The organism is Bacillus cereus group sp. BcHK124, from assembly GCF_027712065.1.
GTDB classification, from domain to species: Bacteria; Bacillota; Bacilli; order Bacillales; family Bacillaceae_G; genus Bacillus_A; species Bacillus_A pacificus.
The window spans coordinates 210,864-230,285 of record NZ_JAQFPJ010000003.1 but is presented as its reverse complement, the minus strand read 5'-3'; the positions used below and the strand labels follow the sequence as shown (position 1 = coordinate 230,285).

Sequence of the window (19,422 nt, the reverse complement as noted above, 5' to 3'; positions counted from 1 at the left end):
TCTCTCGGCATATTTTTAATTCATCTTAATAATAATTGTCTCTAGATAACCTGTTATGTAATGCATAAGATACATCATACATTAAATAGGAGTCTTAACATCGGAAATACATACTCATTGAATAAATCTCCTCAATAATATTCAAAAATTGTATTTTAGTTTTTGAATAAGAAGGACTTGTCCACATTCATTCCTCCCTATTAAATGATTACCTTAAACGAGTCGAAGCTACTAGATTTTCGCAAGTTACAACTCTGACATAAAAACTGCAGATTAGAGATTTCATCTAAACCACCTTGGTTTAAAGGTACTATATGATCTACATGAAATCGCCCCTTAGTTGTTCCACAATGTTCACATCTTTTACAGTGCATATGCATTTGCAGGTACTTATCAACTATCTTACGATCTCTAATTTTTACCTTTTTACCAGTAAAATTATTCCACAAAACTCTAACAATTGATTGTGTTGGAATTACTGTGAATTTTGTTAAAATGTATTGTTCAAACTTTTTTCGACCATCCTCAGTATTTTTCCAATTTAATAATTGCTCTTCTGTTGGTTTAATTTCCTCAATTATCCGATCTTGTAGTATTGGGAAAATATCTATCATTAACTTTTCTTGATCGATATTAAATTTCCCCAAAAAAGAAACCAGTGGATTTAGCCCTTCCAATACTATTCCCTCCTATTACATTGAAATTTTTAAAAAGGTCTTCCATTAAATAGATTTAGATTCTTGTTGTTAATTTACTTGATGCGAATTTTCATAATAAATACCTTGATGTAAATTTTAGATATGTTCATTTTGACACCTCTCGCACGAGGTTGGATTCGTGAGGTTGTTAACCTCACATGTTATAACCTCATATTACACCACCTCACAATATGTGTAAATATATTTTTTGAAAAACATAACATTTTTTGTCATATCGCTACAAATGAGAAATAATAGAAAAATATTTTTTTGATTAGAAGTACAATTAACAACATTAGAAACTGAAGACTGTGATAAAATTTATTCCGAGAAGTTTACTGGATCTAGGTCAAATAGACCACGATTACAAGAAGTTCTTTTACTATTAAAAGAAGGTGATACATTAGTTATCACTAAACTAGATAGATTAGCAAGAAACATTGTTGAGGGAACCGAGATTGTAAAAGAATTATTCTCTAAAGGTGGAAGCGTTCATTACCCAGAAGAGATAACAAAAGTATCCAAAACAACTGTGCGAAAGATTGTGCTAGAATACATTCATTACTAAAATTGTGTGCGAATTCAAGAAAAATTAAACCACCTGTTCCCTAAAGAATTTAGGGAACAGGTGGTTTATTAGGTGGTTTGATATGTGTCTCGTTTTCTGGGTTCACTTCAGTTCAAGGTGGTTTTCTAAAACTTTCATATCACTATTAAATTATTACTTCAACCTATCCTGCAACGCACTAATATTAATAATCACAGGACTACCCGACTTCAACGTACCATCCTTCTGTAACATTGGCCCAGAAGTGATACATTGACCTTTCTTTAATGTTGCCAGTCGCTTTTCCCATTCTTTACGCACAGCTGAATCTTGAGCAAGGTTCGATGCAATAGCACTTATTTCATTTTCTGGTGGCATGAAATACACTTTTTGACTTGAATTCTGTAGTCGTGAAATTTCATCCATTGTAAATTGTCCTTTTAATGATTGTGTTGCATACCAACCTGACCAACCAAATTTTCTTCCTTCAGTTAAAATTTTGGCACTTGGTGATTTTTCTCTATGATCAAGATTTTGCGCTTCATCTAATATAACTGGGAATGGTTTATTTTTGTCGCCATGGTGTAATTGATAGTTCCAAATATCCCATAAGATAAACTCTGTAATCATGAGCTGTACATCTCTATTAAAGCCCGTTAATTGTACAATAAACACTTTACCTTTTTGGTTCAGTATGTCTCCCCAATCATATACAGCATTATGATTAAATGGATTCTTATCAATAAACGGCTTAATTTGTGATCTTGCTGTTTTAGCCGGCCCAGAAGTATCCTCTTCTAATTCTGCTAATAAATAATTTAAATTCATACCTTCGCCATATTTATCTAAACCGCGCATTACCGCCTCATATATAGCGTTTTGTTGCTGAATGCCTAAATCTTTATATACAGCTGAAAATACATTTTTAATTCTTTCAGCAACATCTGTATTATCTTCATCGATATAAATTCCTTCATCCAATTCTTTTTGATTTCGCTTAAATGGATTTACTGGGAATTTATCTTTTGCTACTAGGAATTGTTCAATATTATCTTGGAGTTTCTCTTTAAATTCCGGTTCTAACTTAGAATTCTTAAATCCATCTGTATAGTCAAATATCATACTAGAAATTCCATTTTGCGCCAGCTCAAGTAGTAAACATTGAATGAAGTAACTCTTACCTTGTCCTGATTTACCCGAAATTAAAATGTGTCTATTTGCTAGCTCTGAATTTCCGAATTCCCAATATATTTCTTGAGTCGATCCCTCTACTGTTCCTAACAAAACGCGGATGTCTTTTAATTCTTTTGTTCCTCCCGTTCCTTTTTCTTCCTTTTCTTCTTCAGAATGAGGTACAGTTGGAACGACTTTATTGCTAGTTTTTTTTAACACTTGATTAGAATCATGATTCTGATTCAATAATCTATTTGGATTAATATCAGTTCCGCCAGAATGGATTTTCATTTTAAGTGCCTCAATTTCTTCGACTACTCCTTCATATCCATCCTCTTCGGTTAATTCCACTAATAAAATATCTTCTTCTATTTTAATGGATCTCCATGATTGTTCCTTTTTGAATGATAAAATTGCTCCTTTTCCGATTTTATCATCTAAATGTCCACTCATTTCATAATCATCATTTAATAATCTTTTCTTTAGTTCTTCAATTTTCTCATAAGATTTTTCTGGCCAAATGTTGTTTGCAATGAATTTCTCGGCATTCGCTAGCAATAACTGCACAAAGAAGTTTCGGAAAAACTTATGTTTAAACACATGTAAACCGTCTTCACTTGTTTTAGAAAGTTGTGTATCAAATAGTTGCTTAGTAGCATTAATTTGCTCTTTTGCTTTCGCAATAGCACTGTCTTGATTTAAGCCGATTTTCACTTCCACTGGATAATAATGCACTGATAATTTATCATCTTGCATTTCTACTCCGATTAACAGTAAATCGTCACTATGTGCACCTTTTCCGCCTAGATTTTTTGCAGAAAATACACCTTCACTTTTCGTTAATTTCACCGCTCCAGCAACACGCAATATTTCTTCTAATGAGATAGGAACCCATAAAATATTCTCATGATCTAAAGCACTTAATATATACTTCACAGCTGAAATAATGCTTAACTTTTCTCTTGAGAATTGTCCCTTACTTCCTATAATTCGTAGTAACCACTCACCATTTAAACTATTGAAAGCTCTAATAGCTGTATTAATTTTTTCAGGTGTCGATACAATTTCTTTTTCTGCCAGATACTGTTCAATAACCGCTCGGTATTGTCTCGCTTTATCCGTTACTGTAATTGCATCATACTGGCTTGATGAAGAATATTGATCACTATAATGAATGACCAATAAATTACGTGATGAATCTTGGAAGAAATCTAAACCTACATTAGGTTCAATAAATGTTACCCAATAAGAAGATTCATATAAATGTTCTAGAACTTGTTCATCATAGGTAGATGTTCTCGTAACAATTGTTTCATTCTTACGATAAGGATTTGTACCATCGTTATTTAAATTACTTCCTAATTCATTCATTCCTCTAGCAGTTTGAATTAACAAATGTTCATTATTCAATACATTTTTTAATCCAAATCCTGTACGATAATCTACTTCTGTACTAATAGATGATAGAGATGATAACATTCCATTTAAAGATAATCCTGTTTCAATATCTTCCATTGTACTTTTCGCATGCTTCTCATTTGAAATCATTTTATAGAATGAAATATGAGCGTAACCATATTCTTTCGTACCAATAAGTTTATAATAAAAAACATTTTCTCGAATCAGCCTTAATACGTCTACAGCATCGAGATTCTTTGATGCTAACGATAACTCAAAGAACTCCTCAAATTTTTGAACATCATCATATAGAGAAAATTTTTCAAAGGCGCTTAGTATATTACTCTCATGATATAAAGCAACCTCTACTGGTATAATTTTGGACGGCCCTTTTTTATCTATCTGCTTCTTAATAAACTGTACTAAACCTCTTACAACTTCTTTATCATTATTTATATTAATCACATTGATTCGTATCGGAGACTTAGATTCTTGTAAAAATAAGTATTGGAAATGTTCCACAAATTGTTGAAGCTTTTCTTCAACTACATTAGCTAAAAATGCATTAGATTCTCCAATCGCAACCTTATGAAGTGGTTCATAAACAGTCCATTCAGGCGCTTCATTTTGAGAAACCGGTCTATACAATTCATCATTCTGTCCATATATATATGGCAATAGATTGTTAGGATGCAGACGATTTAAAATATGCATCTCAACTACTTCGTTTTTAATTTCATCATTAACACTTAACTGATAGGCAACATTAAGCGGATGCAACGGTGTTAGTATGACCCTTTGTTCCTCTTCAATAACTCCCAATTTAAACAGATTCTTTTCTTCTTCTTTTAACATTACATTTTCTTGTATATGAGCAACACTTTCGTTAAAAGCCTTCAAGTATCTTATAGATAGCTCTCTTAATTGATCATCCACAAAACAAAGACTAGGAACCGTATTATTAAACTTATAGTAATTTAATAATTGTTGATACGCATCTCTCAATGATGGGTTCATTAATAATTCAACCTTATTTAGGCCTGATACCCCTCTAACTGCAAAAGCGATTTCATTTTCAATCCATACTCTCTCGTCTTGTAAATAATTTCGAAATCCTTCTCGTGCTGAAAATTCCCTTGCACCTTGTTTTAATTTATTTGTATCAAGGTTATATTCAAAGCTTTCTTGATGTTCTCTTTTTAATTTCCATACCCTTTCTCCTGATACTGGGACAGTCTTTGCAACTTGCTCTCTAATAAGAATAGGAATTAAAGATGTTTCAATTTGAACAGAAAATGATAAGCTATCATCATTCCATGCAGGGGAAGATTCAGAGACTTCAAAACTTCCACCTTGCCAATTTATAATCTGTGCATCTTCCTCAATAAATACTTCTTCTGGCTCATTAGAAATATCTCCAAAAATAATACGTTCTTCAGCTTTATTCATAACTACGTTTTTCTTATTTACATTCACTTCATAAATCGTTTGAAGCGATTGTAAAAACGCGGCTTCACATTCTACAACAGCAATATGAAACTCATATTTCGACTTAGATTGCATTTTATGCGTATATACAACTTTATGGAATGAAGTCACATTTTGCTTATGTGCTAAACTAACAGTTAGTTTTTTCCCAGATATCCCACAGAAACCCTGTGAATTTTTATGAATGTATTCCTTCTTCAACTTTTCTTCAAATTCAAAGTTCAAGTTGATATCTTCTATCTGTGTAGGATTAAAAACGATAATATGGCGTTTACGTCTCCCAGCCTTTGTTTCAGCTTGTGCTTTTTCCCAATATAGCAGACCTTCTTTTGAATATTTCTTTGGTGATTCGATATATTCTAATGGGCGATCTATCTCAGTCATTTTGTCGTAAGAATCTTTAACAAGAACATAATCCGCTTGCTGCCAATCATCTTTCTTCAGGCGAGAAACACCTTTCTCATCAAATAATTTTTCTAATTGACTCTCTAAATGTTCATACTCGTGCATCTGTTGAACTTTCTCAAAGAATGAAGCATTTTCTTCTAGCCTTTTTTTCATTTGAGCTGAAGTAAATTGATTTAAATTTTCATCATAGAAAATACCTAGATTAGAATAATCTTCTCTCGCAATCTCTTGTTTTGATAAAAATCCAAGAATTTCTTCATAATCCCAAAGAGATGGTCGCACAATTGTATCATCTAATTTTTTACGTAAATAAAATGAAAGTACTTCCTTCTCTTCTTTATTTAAAGAAGAAGTTTCAATTTCTTCTTTTAATGTTTTCAAAATTGATTTTACATTAAATGGCATACCTTCTTTTTGCAAATCACTGCTACCACCCTTAATACTGTCCAGTGTCTCATGACATATACTAAGTAAAGCTGTTTTCTCCCAAACATCCTTTTGTTCACCGACTTCATTACGAAGTGTTACTAAAAAGTCCGGAGTAACATTTGCCGATGTAGTCGCAACAACTACTTTCATCTCCTCTGAAACCTTAATAGCAATCGTTTCGTATGGAGCTCCCTGCTTATGCTGATAATAAAACGCGTGCGATAAATCTTGTTCTTTTAATGTGTCATAAAATGCTTGTACTTGTTCATGATTATCAAATTGAAGGTAAAATCGCTCTCCACCTCTAAGATTTTCTGCTTGTAAATAATTTATTAGTTTATCTGAAAGATAATTATAAAATTGGTTTAACATACTGTGCATCACCGCTATCACTTTTTTTGTCTATTAAATTCAGCTTATCAAATAACTGTACAATTTCTTCTTTTGAGTAACGATCGAAGAATAAACCTCTAGCCTCTAAATCTATAAATACTTGCTTCAAAGGTTTTCTTTCCTTTTTTAAACTCAATGCTGTTAGTAGCAATAACATATCTTGACTAAGATTAAGCATATAACCAAGTGAACCTCGAGTTTTTAAGAAATATTTTTTCCCAATCTCTTCTATTGATAAAGAGTATCTATGTCGAGGGCCTTGCATCGTATCTTTTTCATAGGCTTCTTCTATACTACGGAATAAGGATTGTACAAGCGTATCATATTCTAATTCTAAATTTCCTTCATAAGCCCCAAGACCTAAATGTCTTCTATATTCCATAACCCAATCACAAAGCATCTCTAAAAATACTTTTTTATCCTCAACGGATAATTGCTGATATGTTTCCTTTAACTCAGGATAGCCACCTGCTTTTTCTACTCCCATTAGGAAATTTAAATGTTCTAAGCAATTAATATGTAGTAGTAAATGTCTACCTGTATCTTTAATCATTTGATAACCATGAGTATAACCTTTTCTATTCTTACTCGTAGACTCCCAGTCAAGTGTAAAATAAACTTCATTGTTCTCACTAAAGTTCGCTTTCCCAACTTGTGAAAGCTTTAAAGTCAATTGAGTAATATATAAAAAGTAATAATAACTAAGAAACAAATGATAATGAGTTCTAAAATAATCTTTATGTTCCGCTAAAAATTGAAAATCTTCTTTGAATAGCTTTGAGATAAATGGAATTTGATTAATATAAGGACGGCGTTCTTTTTCGTCGCTCTCCAAATGATTTAATTGTTTTAACACAAGACGTGACATTAAATCTGTTGAATCACTTTTCCCAAAAATCTCTTCTACTGTTTCTTTTTCACCTAATAAGACGTCTAAAAGGAATCTAGCAATATCTTGTTCTCCTTTTTTATCAGCCTTATCACTTAATGGTAAATATTGAAACAAATGCAAATGAAAAATTTTAATTGTATTGTCACTATCCTGCAGAAAGGTACGTAGTATTTGTTCAAATTGCGACTTATCTTGCTTTGATACATCAACAGATTTACTAATCTCTCCAATAAGCTCTTCTAGATTAACTTCCATTTTTAACTTATTTCCGCTGACTAGACGCGTAAACTCTCCTAATACTCCCTGAAACCCTTTTGCGAATTTTGCCCGCTCTGTTCCTCGGGTAGAGAAAGGTAACAGAGGAGCTTTTTTATTTATTGTATGTTTTAATCCTAACTTTTCTGGTTTAATACTCAGTGAGTTTTTCAAATCCTCTAAATTCTCTCTTACAATCATTTTTTAATCCCTTCTAAACGTAAATTCTTCAAAATCTTCGTCGTATGTTAGTCTAAACATTCCATTTTCATTAGATTGAACAAACAATAATTCTTTTTCTCTATTTCCTAATTTCATTATCTTATCCACAAACTCAACGAACTGAATACAATCTTCTTTATCCTTTTTATTCGGGCGATAACCTTTTGAAAGTTTGACCATCATTTCATATAATGGATAATCAATTTCTAAATAGACAGGAGCTACTTTATCTTCATTGGAAAAAGCAAGTAATATATTTAATTTAAATCGATTTAAAACCTCCGGTTCTACCCCTTTCAAATGTCCTACAAACGGCTTAATTTTAAGAGACTGTGCAACCTGAGTAGTATCATTTGAGTAATCCATAAATACATAATCTGCCTTCGGACTTCCGTTCCATAAGAAAATTGATTTTCTCGCTAAATTATACATATCTTTTAAATCAGATCGATTTCCCTTATTAAAAGCATATAAATATTCCATATATTTTTTATAATTTTCATCCCCAAATATTTCATTTAAAACCGGAGATAAAAATAATGACATACGTATTAATGTTTTATTGAATACCTGTCTAGATGAATCACTTAGCTCAAAGAAAGAACCCATCTCTTCTAGCCCTTCTATCCACCCATCAAGTCCATGTAAATCCAAATGCTTTTGGAAAGTATTCTTCATGTTTACTGAATTGTTTAGCTCAATTAGCATTTGGTCTACACTATTTGATCGTAGATGAATAGGATCCATTTTAGAAATAACTGCTAGTAAATTTGATTTTTCTTGACCATCAAATAATAAATTCGGTAATAAGGCTTCAGTTTTTTCCATCATACCTGCCCCAAGAAAATCTTCTTTCCCATGAGAAGGCACTAAAATATCATAAATAAAATTAAGCATGGAACGTGTTGAAATAATCATCTTATGCTTAACTATTGCTTCAATTAATATACTTAAAACACCATCTCGTATTTGTTGCTGTTGCAATAACTCATAATTCACCATAAAGAATCCATTTATACCACGTTGCTTATCCTTCAAATAAGCTTGATAGAATGGATTTTTTTCTGATTCAACCACAATTCGCTTTAAAATAGATGAAAAATAATCTGATTTTGGCCCTTCACTAGTTAATTCAAAAGGTTGATAATCACTAAAGCTAATCAAGTGGAAATTACTGCTTTGTTGATTAGTAGCAATTTCATTTGCCTCGAATATTCCTGATTCCTCAATAAATTTTGTTAAAATTTGATAGTGCTCTTTTGCATAATCTGATTCAATAAAGTTATGCAGAACTCCTAAGTTAATAGCTAAAATTAGCTTAAATCTAGAACCATCAATCTCACTATCACTATATGGCTTTAATACTTCCGCTAATGTATCAAGGGAACTCTTTTGTGGATCAAAACTTTCCGTAGCATCATTATGCACCGAAAACTCTTCCATCAATTCAGGATACTTATTTTTCACATACGATAATAAATGTGATTTCCCATCTCCAACGCTACCACACAAGAAAATTAATTGACTTGTATTTTGCCCAGCTGCTGCTGTTAGAGCAGACATCATATCGTTCTGTATCGTTCTTTCCACATGTAAATAATCCTTAAACGAACTAAATTCATTAGGATTTTCGATAGCCTCTTGAGATGATTCTTTCAGCTTCGAGAGTTCTGCTAGTAAATAACTCTCTCCTTCTCCTAAAATAAAATCATCATACACAAAATTTTCATCTGCTTCTTCATTATCCACAGACTGTTTATCTTCAATTTCTAACCCTACCGCAATCTCAGCGTTATTTATTTCTGTTAATTCCTCAGTTTGATTTGATGTATTTTGTTTACTTGCAATCTCAATTAGCATTTTTAACTTTTCTTCTAAACTAGCAGATATCTTTTCTTCTAATTTCTCCACAATATGTACACTACTCTTCGGCTGTGGATGTTTGTATTTCGGGGCAACAAACTCATAACTCCCGTATACCTCCATAAACCACACTGCAATTTGGAATAGATTTTTATGCATTTTAAAAGCACTCTCTACCCCACTTTCAATATGTTCATGTGCCGCTTTATTTCCTAAATAGCGAACAGTATCAAATGAACGTGAAATTTCCTTTGATAAAATATCTTCTCTTTCTAATTTTTGAATACGCTCTACTTGCTTTAAATATTGTACGTCATACAGTTCATGCTCTTCCGCAATGCGTTTCGATAATAGCTCCGCAAATATTCTTCCCTTAATTAAAACCGATTGGGGATCTTGATAAAAAATATTTTCAATATCCCTACCCATCTCCGCTAACTCAGGAAATATCTCTTGTAGAAAATCAAATGTATATTTCTCCAATGATGTAACACCTCTTAATCTAAAAATACGTTTCGAATATATTCCATATTATACAATATCTATAGAAGAATTGTTGGTATTAAGAAAAAAGGAAATTAGTGGATTTTCCATTCATAATAAAATTAAACAGTTCCTACTACTCCATTCTTACTTTTAAAAGATTACATAAAAAAATAACCTGAGTCTTTAACTATAGAACCCAGGTTATCCAACACTATATACTTTTAAGTTTTCCACAAAAACATGCTACATTTACTTTCTAAAATAAACTTAACTGTACAACACTATCCGTCTTCTCTTCTTCTTTGTTAATCTCTAAAATCCTTTGACCCATTCTCTCCACCAAATCAACCACTAAAGCATTTCCCATACAAAAGTACCTGTTTCTTTGTGGCATACCTGTATTCGTCCAATCCATCGGAAATCCATTTAACAACTCACATTCAACTGGTGTTAAGTATCTTAGTTTTTTTGTGTAAGGATCTTCAATTACATGAGAACTTCTATTACAAGTCCCTTCACTTGTTAACATTGTACGTCCAGGTTTATTTAAATCATCAGGGAAAGCCATTCCTCCCTCGGCGTAGAAATATTTATGACCTGTCGCCTTTGATATTCTTTCTTCTTTTTTAGGCCCTTTAAGATACTTAAGTTCCTCAAATTCCGTTCTTCCCTTTTTGTTAACCTTATCCATTTTCAAGTAATATGATTCATCTGCAGGACCAAATTTATCATATGCTTTCTGAACGACCTCACCTAAAGTCTTTGGATTTTCAGTTACTGGAACTACTTCTTCAGTATATACTTGCCCATCTATCATCACGCCAGAATTATAGTATTCAGCTTTAAATGTATCAGAAACCTCAATAATATCGACCGGCAACTCAAATTGCCCTCTTTTTTTGTTTTCTTTAGACGCTTCATGCACATTAAAAATCGGAGCGAAAAATCCATTTTCACATAATATCTCTAACGACTTCATTTTACTTTGAACTGATGCAAATTGAGATTCTTTTAAGTACGCGAAAATAAATACTCTTCGCCTTCTTTGTGAATTACCATAATCTGCAGCGTTAATAACTCGCCATTCCACCGCGTACCCCGCGTCTCTAAAGCTCGCCAACATAATAGAAAAATCACGACCTCTTTGTTTTGCTGGTGATTTCAATAATCTATCTACATTCTCTAACAAAACAAATCTTGGCTTGCGAGAGTTAACTATGTTCATTATCTCCCAAAAAAGAACACCTTTCTTCCCTTGTATCCCTTTTTCATTTGATATTGTGCGTGCTACTGAATAATCTTGACATGGAAAGCCACCTACCAATAAATCATGCTCAGGTATTTCTGGCCAAACCTCTGCTATATCTTTATTTTCATGTATTCCTTTATTTTCGAATTGAGTGGCATAACAATTAAATGCATGCTGTGCTTTAGTTAAGGGCTCCCATTGATTCCCCCAAATAATTTCAAAATTCTCGTTCGCTTCAAGTCCTAACCTAAAACCCCCCACTCCCGCAAAAAGTTCTACTACTTTCACCATAAATACACGAACATCCCTTCGGTGTTTTATTTCTTTATGCTTCATTATAATAAAAAGTAAGGAAAAGATCAATCCCTCCATTATGAGAATAAACACTTCTATTCCATAATATAGATTTCGGATTTCCATATCTTATTTAGTAAGAAATTCTCTGATCTTCCTTTACATAATTTTTATCTCTATAAAATTAAAACAGCTTTTTATTATATCACAACTTTTCATTTAACGGTTTCTCAGCAAACTAATTAATATAGAATACGAAAGGGGATTAATATGGTTACATACGCTACACTAGATGAACTAATGTTAAAAGCAAAAAAAGCTGAAGGACAAAAATTTAGTGAAATTGATTCAACAAATAAACTTACAACAGCAAATTCTAAAGGTGAACTTGGTCAGTTAGTCAAAGAAGAATTTTTTGGGTATGAAAGCGCCTTAGACGCGGATATTAACTTTACAAACCTTGGAGTTAAACTAAAAGTAACACCTTTTAAGCAAAATAAAAATGGTTCTTTATCTGCTAAAGAACGCTTAGTTTTAAATATCATTAACTACATGGAGGAAGTTAATACATCTTTTGAAGAGTCTAGCTTCTGGGAAAAGAACAAAAAATTATTACTTATGTTTTACGAATGGAAAGCAGATTTAAATCGTCAAGACTTCCATATCGCAAAGAGTGTTCTATTTTCATATCCTGAAGCTGACTTAGAAATAATAAAGCAAGATTGGGAAACAATCGTATCTAAGATTCGTTCTGGAAAAGCACATGAGTTATCTGAAGGCGATACAAATTATTTGGGAGCCTGTACAAAAGGAGCAAATAAAAATTCAATCCGTCCACAACCATTTTCTGAAATACAAGCGATGCAACGAGCGTTTTCATTAAAGCCATCTTATATGACTACATTAGTTCGTAGATATATCAAAAATGAAGAGTTAATAAGCCTCACAACAGCAAACGACTTAAAAGGAAAATCATTAGAGGAATTCCTTCATTCAAAATTCGAACCTTATATAGGTTTGACAGATAAAGAGATTGCTCATTCACTAGAAATAGATTCTAAACCTACTGCAAAAAATTTCATTCCATCACTGGTAAGCTCTTTACTAGGTATTAAAAACACACGTCTTACTAATATTGAAGAATTCGCTAAAGCAAATATAGAATTTAAAACAGTTCGTCTAGAGCCAAACGGAAAGCCAGAACAAAGCATGTCATTTGAAACTATTGATTTTCATCAATGGACAAATGAATTATGGGAAGAGAGCGAAATTCGAGAACGCTTCTATCAAACCAAATTCTTATTTGTAATTTTTGAATTTAAACAAACAAAAAAAGAAAACCCAAACCGCGAGCTCTACTTTAAAGGCATTAAACTTTGGAATATGCCTGTCCCTACAATAGAAAAAGAGATACGTGAACTTTGGGAAGAAGTAAACGCTGTGGTAAATGAAGGTATTAAACTTGAATATAAAACACGTGGTGATAAAACCGTTGAAGTAAATAACCTACCAAAAATGAATTTCAACGGCGTTGCACATATTCGACCAAAAGCTCGTAATGGGGCTGACAAGGTCACTTTACCTGATGGACAGCAGATTACAAAGCAGTGCTATTGGTTGAATAATTCTTATATTGCTTCTGTTGTTGCCAATAGCATTAACGAATAATTTATGTTTAGTTTCTATAACCATAAAAAACACCTTCTCACTTCACATGATTAGTACATACAGTGAGAAGGTGTTTTTTACATAACTTATTATAGAAGTACTACCTCTCATCATCTCAAACCAATTCCTCCTATCAACTCACCATACCCTAAACTACTCTCCTCCAAAAACCCCCTCGTCTCCCCACTCCCCTTATAAAAACTCTCCCAACCCCGCTCCATCAAAATCCCCTTCCAACTATCACTCTCCACCATCCTCTTAATAACACCATCCCAATAAGCAACCTCTTCCTCCGTCATATCTTTCGGGCCCATAATTCCTTTCCAGTGCTGGAAGATGACGTTGATTCCTTGTTCTTTCCATGTTGGGATTTCTGGTAGTCGGTCTAGTCGTTTTGGTGCGGATACGGCTAGTATTTTTATTTTGCCGGCTTTGTATTGTTTTTCGGCTTCGGATAGGGTCATGGTTGCGGCGCTGATTTGTTTGTTCGTTAGGGCGTTTATGATTTTTTCTTTGTTTTCGTAGACGAAGAATTGTAGTTCGGCAGGGTTTATGCCGAATGCTTTGCTTACTTGTACGAAGGATAGGTGATCGTCGTTTCCTAGGCCTGGGGCAACGCCGATTTTGAAGTTTTTCTTGTTTTGTTTTAGTTGTTCCATGAGTTCATTTGCGTTTTCTATGTTTGATTCTTTTGATACGACAACAACTTCCCAGTCCGATGCGAGAGTTGCGAGCGGGGTGAAGTCTTTATATGTTAGTTTACTGTGACCTAGTAGGTTGTTCGTTATGAGTAAGCTTGAGTTAATCGCCAGTACGTGACCGCCTTTTTGTTTCGTATATTTCCATCCGACATCACCGCTGCCACCTACTTTGTTTGTGATAGTAATTGGTTTTGTGAAGATTTTTTCTTCTGTCAGTGTTTTTTGCATCGCTCGTGCCGTTAAGTCCCATCCCGCTCCTTGAACGTTTGGCGCAACGATTTCTACTTTGTCGATGTGTACTGTATTCGTATGGGATTTTTCCGAAGAACAACCAGCTATTACTCCAGTCATGATCCATATACATAGTAATAATCGTTTTTTCATAGTCCTCGTCCTATGCGATATTTTCGTTCTGGTCGTCCGATAATGCCGTATGTATACTCTACTGTGCATTCGTTTGTCACTACTAAATATTCTAAGTATCTTCTTGCGGTTGTTCTGGAGGCCCCCATTTGCTCTCCCATTTCTTCTATTGTAATGCCCTCTTCGAATCCTTTTATAATCCCTTTCACTTTTTGCAGTGTTAACGGGTCCACACCTGTCGGTAAGTTTTTTATGTCTTGTGTTTGCGAGATGCCGAAGAAGTTATCGATGAGTGCTTGATTTACTTCATTGTTACTATGTAATAATTGTTTCTTTCTTTTATAGTCTTCAATTGTGCGAACGAATTTTTCTAACGTGACCGGTTTTATAAGGTAGTTACTTACGCCGTTTCGAATTGCTTTTTCTAGCATATGGTTTTCATTTGCCGCCGTAACCATAATGACGTCAACGTTTGGAAAGTCAACATGGATTTTCGGTAATAGTTCCGTACCGATTCCGTCTGGTAAGTAATTATCTAATAGAAGCAAATCGATTTCTTCCCTTTGTAGTAATTCCATCGTTTCTTTCGCGTTCAATGCTTTTCCAATCACTTTTACATCCTTTATTTTTAATAAAAACTCTTCCTGAATTTGTGCGACGCGAAAATCATCTTCTGCAATTGCAACCTTCAACATATGCCCATCCCCCTGTTTGTCATGTACTTTCTCTCAATGTTTTCGGAAGGTAAATTGTAAAAATAGCTCCCCCATTTTTCTCGTTTTGAATTTCAATTGTTCCCTCTAGTACATCTACCATTTCTTTCACATTCGCTAATCCGTAACCACGATCATTCCCTTTCGTTGAAAACCCTTTTTGAAAAATGGTCGTGATTTTTTCTTCCGGTATCCCTATCCCGCTATCTATCACTTCAAATACAATATCGTACCCAATATCCGTAACAAAGAAGGAAACACTCTTTTCCTCTCGTTCACTCACCGCATCAAATGCATTGTCGATTATGTTTCCAAGAATCGTAATAAGGTGCGAAACTTTTATATGGTCTGGTAACGGATGAAGTGCACTATCTTCTTCAATATGAAAATCAATTTTCTTCTCAGACGCTGTTCCGAGTTTTCCTAATAAAATAGCTTGTACTTTTGCATCATGAATTTGATGGAATAAAATATGATTTTGGCTTTGATGAATATTAGATTCTTGCTGGATAAATTCAATCGCTTCTTTGTAATGCCCTAATTGCAATAATCCCGATAAGACGAAAAGCTTATTTGTAAATTCATGCGTTTGAGCACGTAAGTCCTCTGAATACTTTCTTACCTCAGATATTGTATTCACTAAGTTTTGCAGTTCTGTTTTATCTCTAAAACTACATACAACACCTACCGTACTGTTGTTTTCGAGTATTGGTGTCATGTTTAAAATAAACACTTTATCTTGAAATGCGATTTCTTGATCGTTTTCTAGCACTCTCCCCATATTAAAATCAGGTAAAACTTTTGAAATGTGCTGCTGCATATAATCACCATTTACATGTAACATCTCTTCTGCAGATGTGTTCATCATTGTAATAAAACCATTTTGATCAATGGCGATAATCCCTTCTTTTATAGATAGTAGTATTGCGCTTCGTTCCCGGTATAGCGCTGCGATTTCATTCGGCTCTAAACCGAGTGTATCTTTACGAATGCTACGTGCTAAAAGAATGCCGCCAACAATGCCTGCTACTAATACAGCTAAGGAAAAGAGTATAATTTCTTTCGTTCTGCTCAATATGTTAGATTCAATACCTTTTATTAAAAACTCTACTGTCACAACACCTACGACTTGATCGTAATCTCCGTTATGAACAATAATAGGTGCTTTCGCCATTAAAGCTGGACCACTTTCACCATTTCCTTCGAGCGTATAGTATCCGCCAAAAGTGAGTGCTTCATAGTTATATGGATTGTTACTCTTTGTACCAATTAACTCCGAATTAGAATGCGAATACATAACCCCATAGCGATCTTCTATAATGATATAATCTGCACCAGCTTGCTCACGAACTTGTTCCGCAATGGATTGGATTGTACTTTTATGTTCGTTATATTGAAAAGCCTCTTTTATAGCTGGCATAAAAGAAAGCGACTTCGCTGTTTGCAGTGCTAGCTGCTCCACTTGGCGCTTCGTATCAACGGACTGAATGTAAACAAATATTCCCGCTAATAGGAGAACGACAAATAAAATTAACGTAATAATTAAGCTTACTATTTTCGTTTGTAATGACACTTTGCGTGATTTCTTCATGCTTCATATCCTTTGATAAAATATTCAAAACTATCAATCTCCTTTTTCTATTATTATGACAAAACGAATAATGAAGCAACCATTAAAACTCTCCATGTACATAAAGTACAAAAAGAATAAAATTGTCATAATATTGAGATTTAATTCTATAGACAGTACAATTCAACTACAATGAACACGCTTTCATATATATACCTTTTATTACTAAGCAAGAGGAGGAATAATTATGGCTCAAGCAAAATCTAACCGAGTCGCCGGCAATATTTTCAAAGGTTCTGTCGGCAATTTAATTGAATGGTACGACTGGTACGTTTACTCTGCTTTCGCTGTTTACTTCTCAGCGGAGTTCTTTCCTAAAGGCGATCCAACGAGTCAGTTACTGAACACAGCAGCTATTTTCGCAGTTGGATTTTTAATGCGCCCTATCGGAAGTTTATTAATGGGACGTTATGCGGATCGGCACGGACGCCGGGCAGCACTAACGCTTTCTATTACCGTTATGGCCGGCGGTTCTTTCATTATCGCCTGTACACCGAGTTACGAAAGTATCGGTATTATGGCACCTATTATTTTAGTTCTTGCTCGTTTACTGCAAGGATTATCACTTGGCGGAGAGTACGGAACTTCCGCAACGTATTTATCTGAAATGGCTAGTAGTGGACGCCGCGGTTTTTATTCAAGTTTCCAATATGTAACGCTCGTTGCTGGACAGATGGTTGCGTTAGGCGTTCAAATTGTTCTTCAGCAATTACTAAGCGAACCAGATATGAAAGCTTGGGGCTGGCGCATTCCATTCATTATTGGAGCGATGGGCGCAGTAGCTGTATTATGGCTTCGCCGCACGATGGATGAATCGGAGCAGTTCGCAAACGTAAAATCACAAAATCGAAAAAGCGCAGGAACCGTTCGCGCGCTTATGAAACATCCTAAAGCAGTATTAACAGTAGTCGGCCTAACACTCGGAGGCACTGTCGCATTCTATACGTACACAACATATTTACAAAAGTTCATGGTAAACACAGTCGGTCTGCCGAAAGAAGTTGTAAGCTGGATTAACTTTGTCGCACTACTTATTTTCGTCGTACTTCAACCAATTGCGGGGCTATTATCCGATAAAATTGGACGCCGCCCACTATTAATGGCATTCGGTATTCTCGGAACTTTACTAACAGCACCAATCTTCTTCTTTATGGAAAAAACGACAGAACCAATCATAGCATTCTTACTCATGATGGTCGGCCTTATTATCGTTACTGGTTACACATCGATTAACGCAATTGTAAAAGCAGAACTCTTCCCAACTGAAATTCGCGCACTAGGCGTAGGTTTACCTTATGCACTAACAGTTGCGATATTCGGCGGAACAGCCGAGTTCATCGCATTATGGCTAAAGAGTATCGGAATGGAATCACTATTCTATTTCTACGTAGCTGGATGTATCGCGATAAGCTTTATTACGTATTGGCGTATGGCTGAGTCATCGAAGACTTCGCAGATTGAGGCGGAGCTTGGTGGTGGGGATAAACTAGCTAATAATAAATCTAGTTAAAATTATGTATTCTATGATCTTCGTTTATCTGAAAAAGTATAATTCATTAATGTGCAACTTAAAAACCTCTACTTATATGTAGAGGTTTTTAAACTTTATAACAGAAAACATATTCAAATTTACTTTTCTTCTTTTTTGATTATGACATGTATTATTTATAATACATCATTATGAAACGAAAAAAAGAAGATTATAGAGGTAACATCTCATGTGTATCAACTTAAGAAAAATAAATACCTACTTTATAAGATTCACCAAGCTCAAGTATTCTCTCATTTAAAGTCTTGAAATGCCGTAGAATACTTGAGCTATTGTTTTGCACTAAAACTTGAAGCCTGTCTACCATTTACATATAGATATCATTCGAAAACACTGGCGGTTCGTTTCACTTTGTGGTAAATTAAACCAATTGAAGTATAAAAATTATTTCCAAAATGAAGATAATAATTTATAAATATAGTTAACATTCTATTCTTAGTAAGTGGTTAAACAAGGTGATACTTTAAATCATTTAGAAGTTTTCTATCTAATTATACTAAAGTTGAGTGGTGAAACTAATATGAGCCAATGGCTAAGTAATGATAAAATAGCAGACCACGATTTTGGCGGTTGCATATTAAAATTTTTATTAGGTATGAGTATCATTTTTATACTTATTCTATATCCTATTTATTGGCTGTTTTTTCAAGAAATCGAAAAACCTCTTGTAAAAAATACGTCAACTAACCAAGCAAATCACATAGAAATTACAGGGATTTCATATGGACATCTCTTCGATGATAAATACATAAAAATTTACTTTAAAGAAAAAAACAAACTTGTAGAGAAAACAAAAATAAGGGTGGCTAATTTTAATATTGTTAATAGTTCAGACCTTTATGAAATTTCATGGAAAGATAATACTAAAGTTTCAATAGTAATGGAATTTGAATATGAAACTAAAACATTGGAATATGATTTCGAAACGGAAAAAATGGGTGGATATATGAACAGCACAAATAAAAACTTATTATAGCCTAATATTCCAAATATATAAGATACA

11 protein-coding genes and 1 pseudogene are annotated in these 19,422 nt (G+C 33.8%); 4 read left to right on the top strand and 8 right to left on the bottom strand.

Going from position 1 to position 19,422, the window contains the following annotated elements; all coding sequences use genetic code 11:
* Nucleotides 1-200: 200 nt before the first annotated feature.
* Nucleotides 201-677, bottom strand: a complete 477-nt coding sequence (locus tag PDK19_RS07945) for an HNH endonuclease (RefSeq protein WP_103574502.1) — start codon at nucleotides 675-677, stop codon at nucleotides 201-203.
* A gap of 310 nt (nucleotides 678-987) precedes the next feature.
* Between PDK19_RS07945 and PDK19_RS07940 the strand changes: the two are divergent.
* A pseudogene (locus tag PDK19_RS07940) lies at nucleotides 988-1,338 on the top strand (recombinase family protein); the annotation flags it as partial.
* 81 nt (nucleotides 1,339-1,419) lie between these two features.
* On the opposite strand, the gene dptH reads toward PDK19_RS07940, so the two are convergent.
* From dptH to dcm, 4 genes are all read right to left on the bottom strand, one after another.
* Complete coding sequence (gene dptH / locus PDK19_RS07935) at nucleotides 1,420-6,513, bottom strand: DNA phosphorothioation-dependent restriction protein DptH (protein WP_270706897.1); 5,094 nt, start codon at nucleotides 6,511-6,513, stop codon at nucleotides 1,420-1,422.
* Entirely contained in the window at nucleotides 6,494-7,882 is a 1,389-nt protein-coding gene (dptG, locus tag PDK19_RS07930) for a DNA phosphorothioation-dependent restriction protein DptG (protein WP_270706896.1), read from the bottom strand. The genes dptH and dptG overlap by 20 nt, the downstream gene beginning before the upstream one ends.
* 3 nt (nucleotides 7,883-7,885) lie before the next feature.
* Nucleotides 7,886-10,249, bottom strand: a complete 2,364-nt coding sequence (gene dptF, locus PDK19_RS07925; RefSeq protein WP_270706894.1) for a DNA phosphorothioation-dependent restriction protein DptF — start codon at nucleotides 10,247-10,249, stop codon at nucleotides 7,886-7,888.
* Nucleotides 10,250-10,508: 259 nt separating this feature from the next.
* Complete coding sequence (gene dcm / locus PDK19_RS07920) at nucleotides 10,509-11,792, bottom strand: DNA (cytosine-5-)-methyltransferase (RefSeq protein WP_270706892.1); 1,284 nt, start codon at nucleotides 11,790-11,792, stop codon at nucleotides 10,509-10,511.
* A gap of 273 nt (nucleotides 11,793-12,065) precedes the next feature.
* Here dcm and PDK19_RS07915 point away from each other — a divergent pair, with 273 nt between their 5' ends.
* A complete protein-coding gene (locus tag PDK19_RS07915) occupies nucleotides 12,066-13,463 on the top strand; it encodes a Sau3AI family type II restriction endonuclease (RefSeq protein WP_270706891.1) in 1,398 nt (465 codons plus the stop codon).
* Between the two features lie 110 nt (nucleotides 13,464-13,573).
* Here the strand turns inward: PDK19_RS07915 and PDK19_RS07910 are convergent, their stop codons facing one another.
* From PDK19_RS07910 to PDK19_RS07900, 3 genes are read right to left on the bottom strand one after another with little or no spacing between them, the layout of a single operon-like run.
* The gene (locus PDK19_RS07910; protein ID WP_270706889.1) at nucleotides 13,574-14,548 is read right to left on the bottom strand and encodes a tripartite tricarboxylate transporter substrate binding protein; all 975 of its coding nucleotides are present in this window, start codon (nucleotides 14,546-14,548) and stop codon (nucleotides 13,574-13,576) included.
* Nucleotides 14,545-15,222, bottom strand: coding sequence for a response regulator (locus PDK19_RS07905; protein ID WP_270706888.1), 678 nt, complete (start codon nucleotides 15,220-15,222; stop codon nucleotides 14,545-14,547). The genes PDK19_RS07910 and PDK19_RS07905 overlap by 4 nt, the downstream gene beginning before the upstream one ends.
* A gap of 19 nt (nucleotides 15,223-15,241) precedes the next feature.
* A complete protein-coding gene (locus tag PDK19_RS07900; RefSeq protein WP_270706887.1) occupies nucleotides 15,242-16,831 on the bottom strand; it encodes a sensor histidine kinase in 1,590 nt (529 codons plus the stop codon).
* Nucleotides 16,832-17,057: 226 nt separating this feature from the next.
* Between PDK19_RS07900 and PDK19_RS07895 the strand changes: the two genes are divergently transcribed.
* Both PDK19_RS07895 and PDK19_RS07890 read left to right on the top strand, forming a co-directional pair.
* Entirely contained in the window at nucleotides 17,058-18,380 is a 1,323-nt protein-coding gene (locus PDK19_RS07895; protein ID WP_270706886.1) for an MFS transporter, read from the top strand.
* 559 nt (nucleotides 18,381-18,939) lie between these two features.
* Complete coding sequence (locus tag PDK19_RS07890; protein WP_049113198.1) at nucleotides 18,940-19,395, top strand: hypothetical protein; 456 nt, start codon at nucleotides 18,940-18,942, stop codon at nucleotides 19,393-19,395.
* Nucleotides 19,396-19,422: the final 27 nt, after the last annotated feature.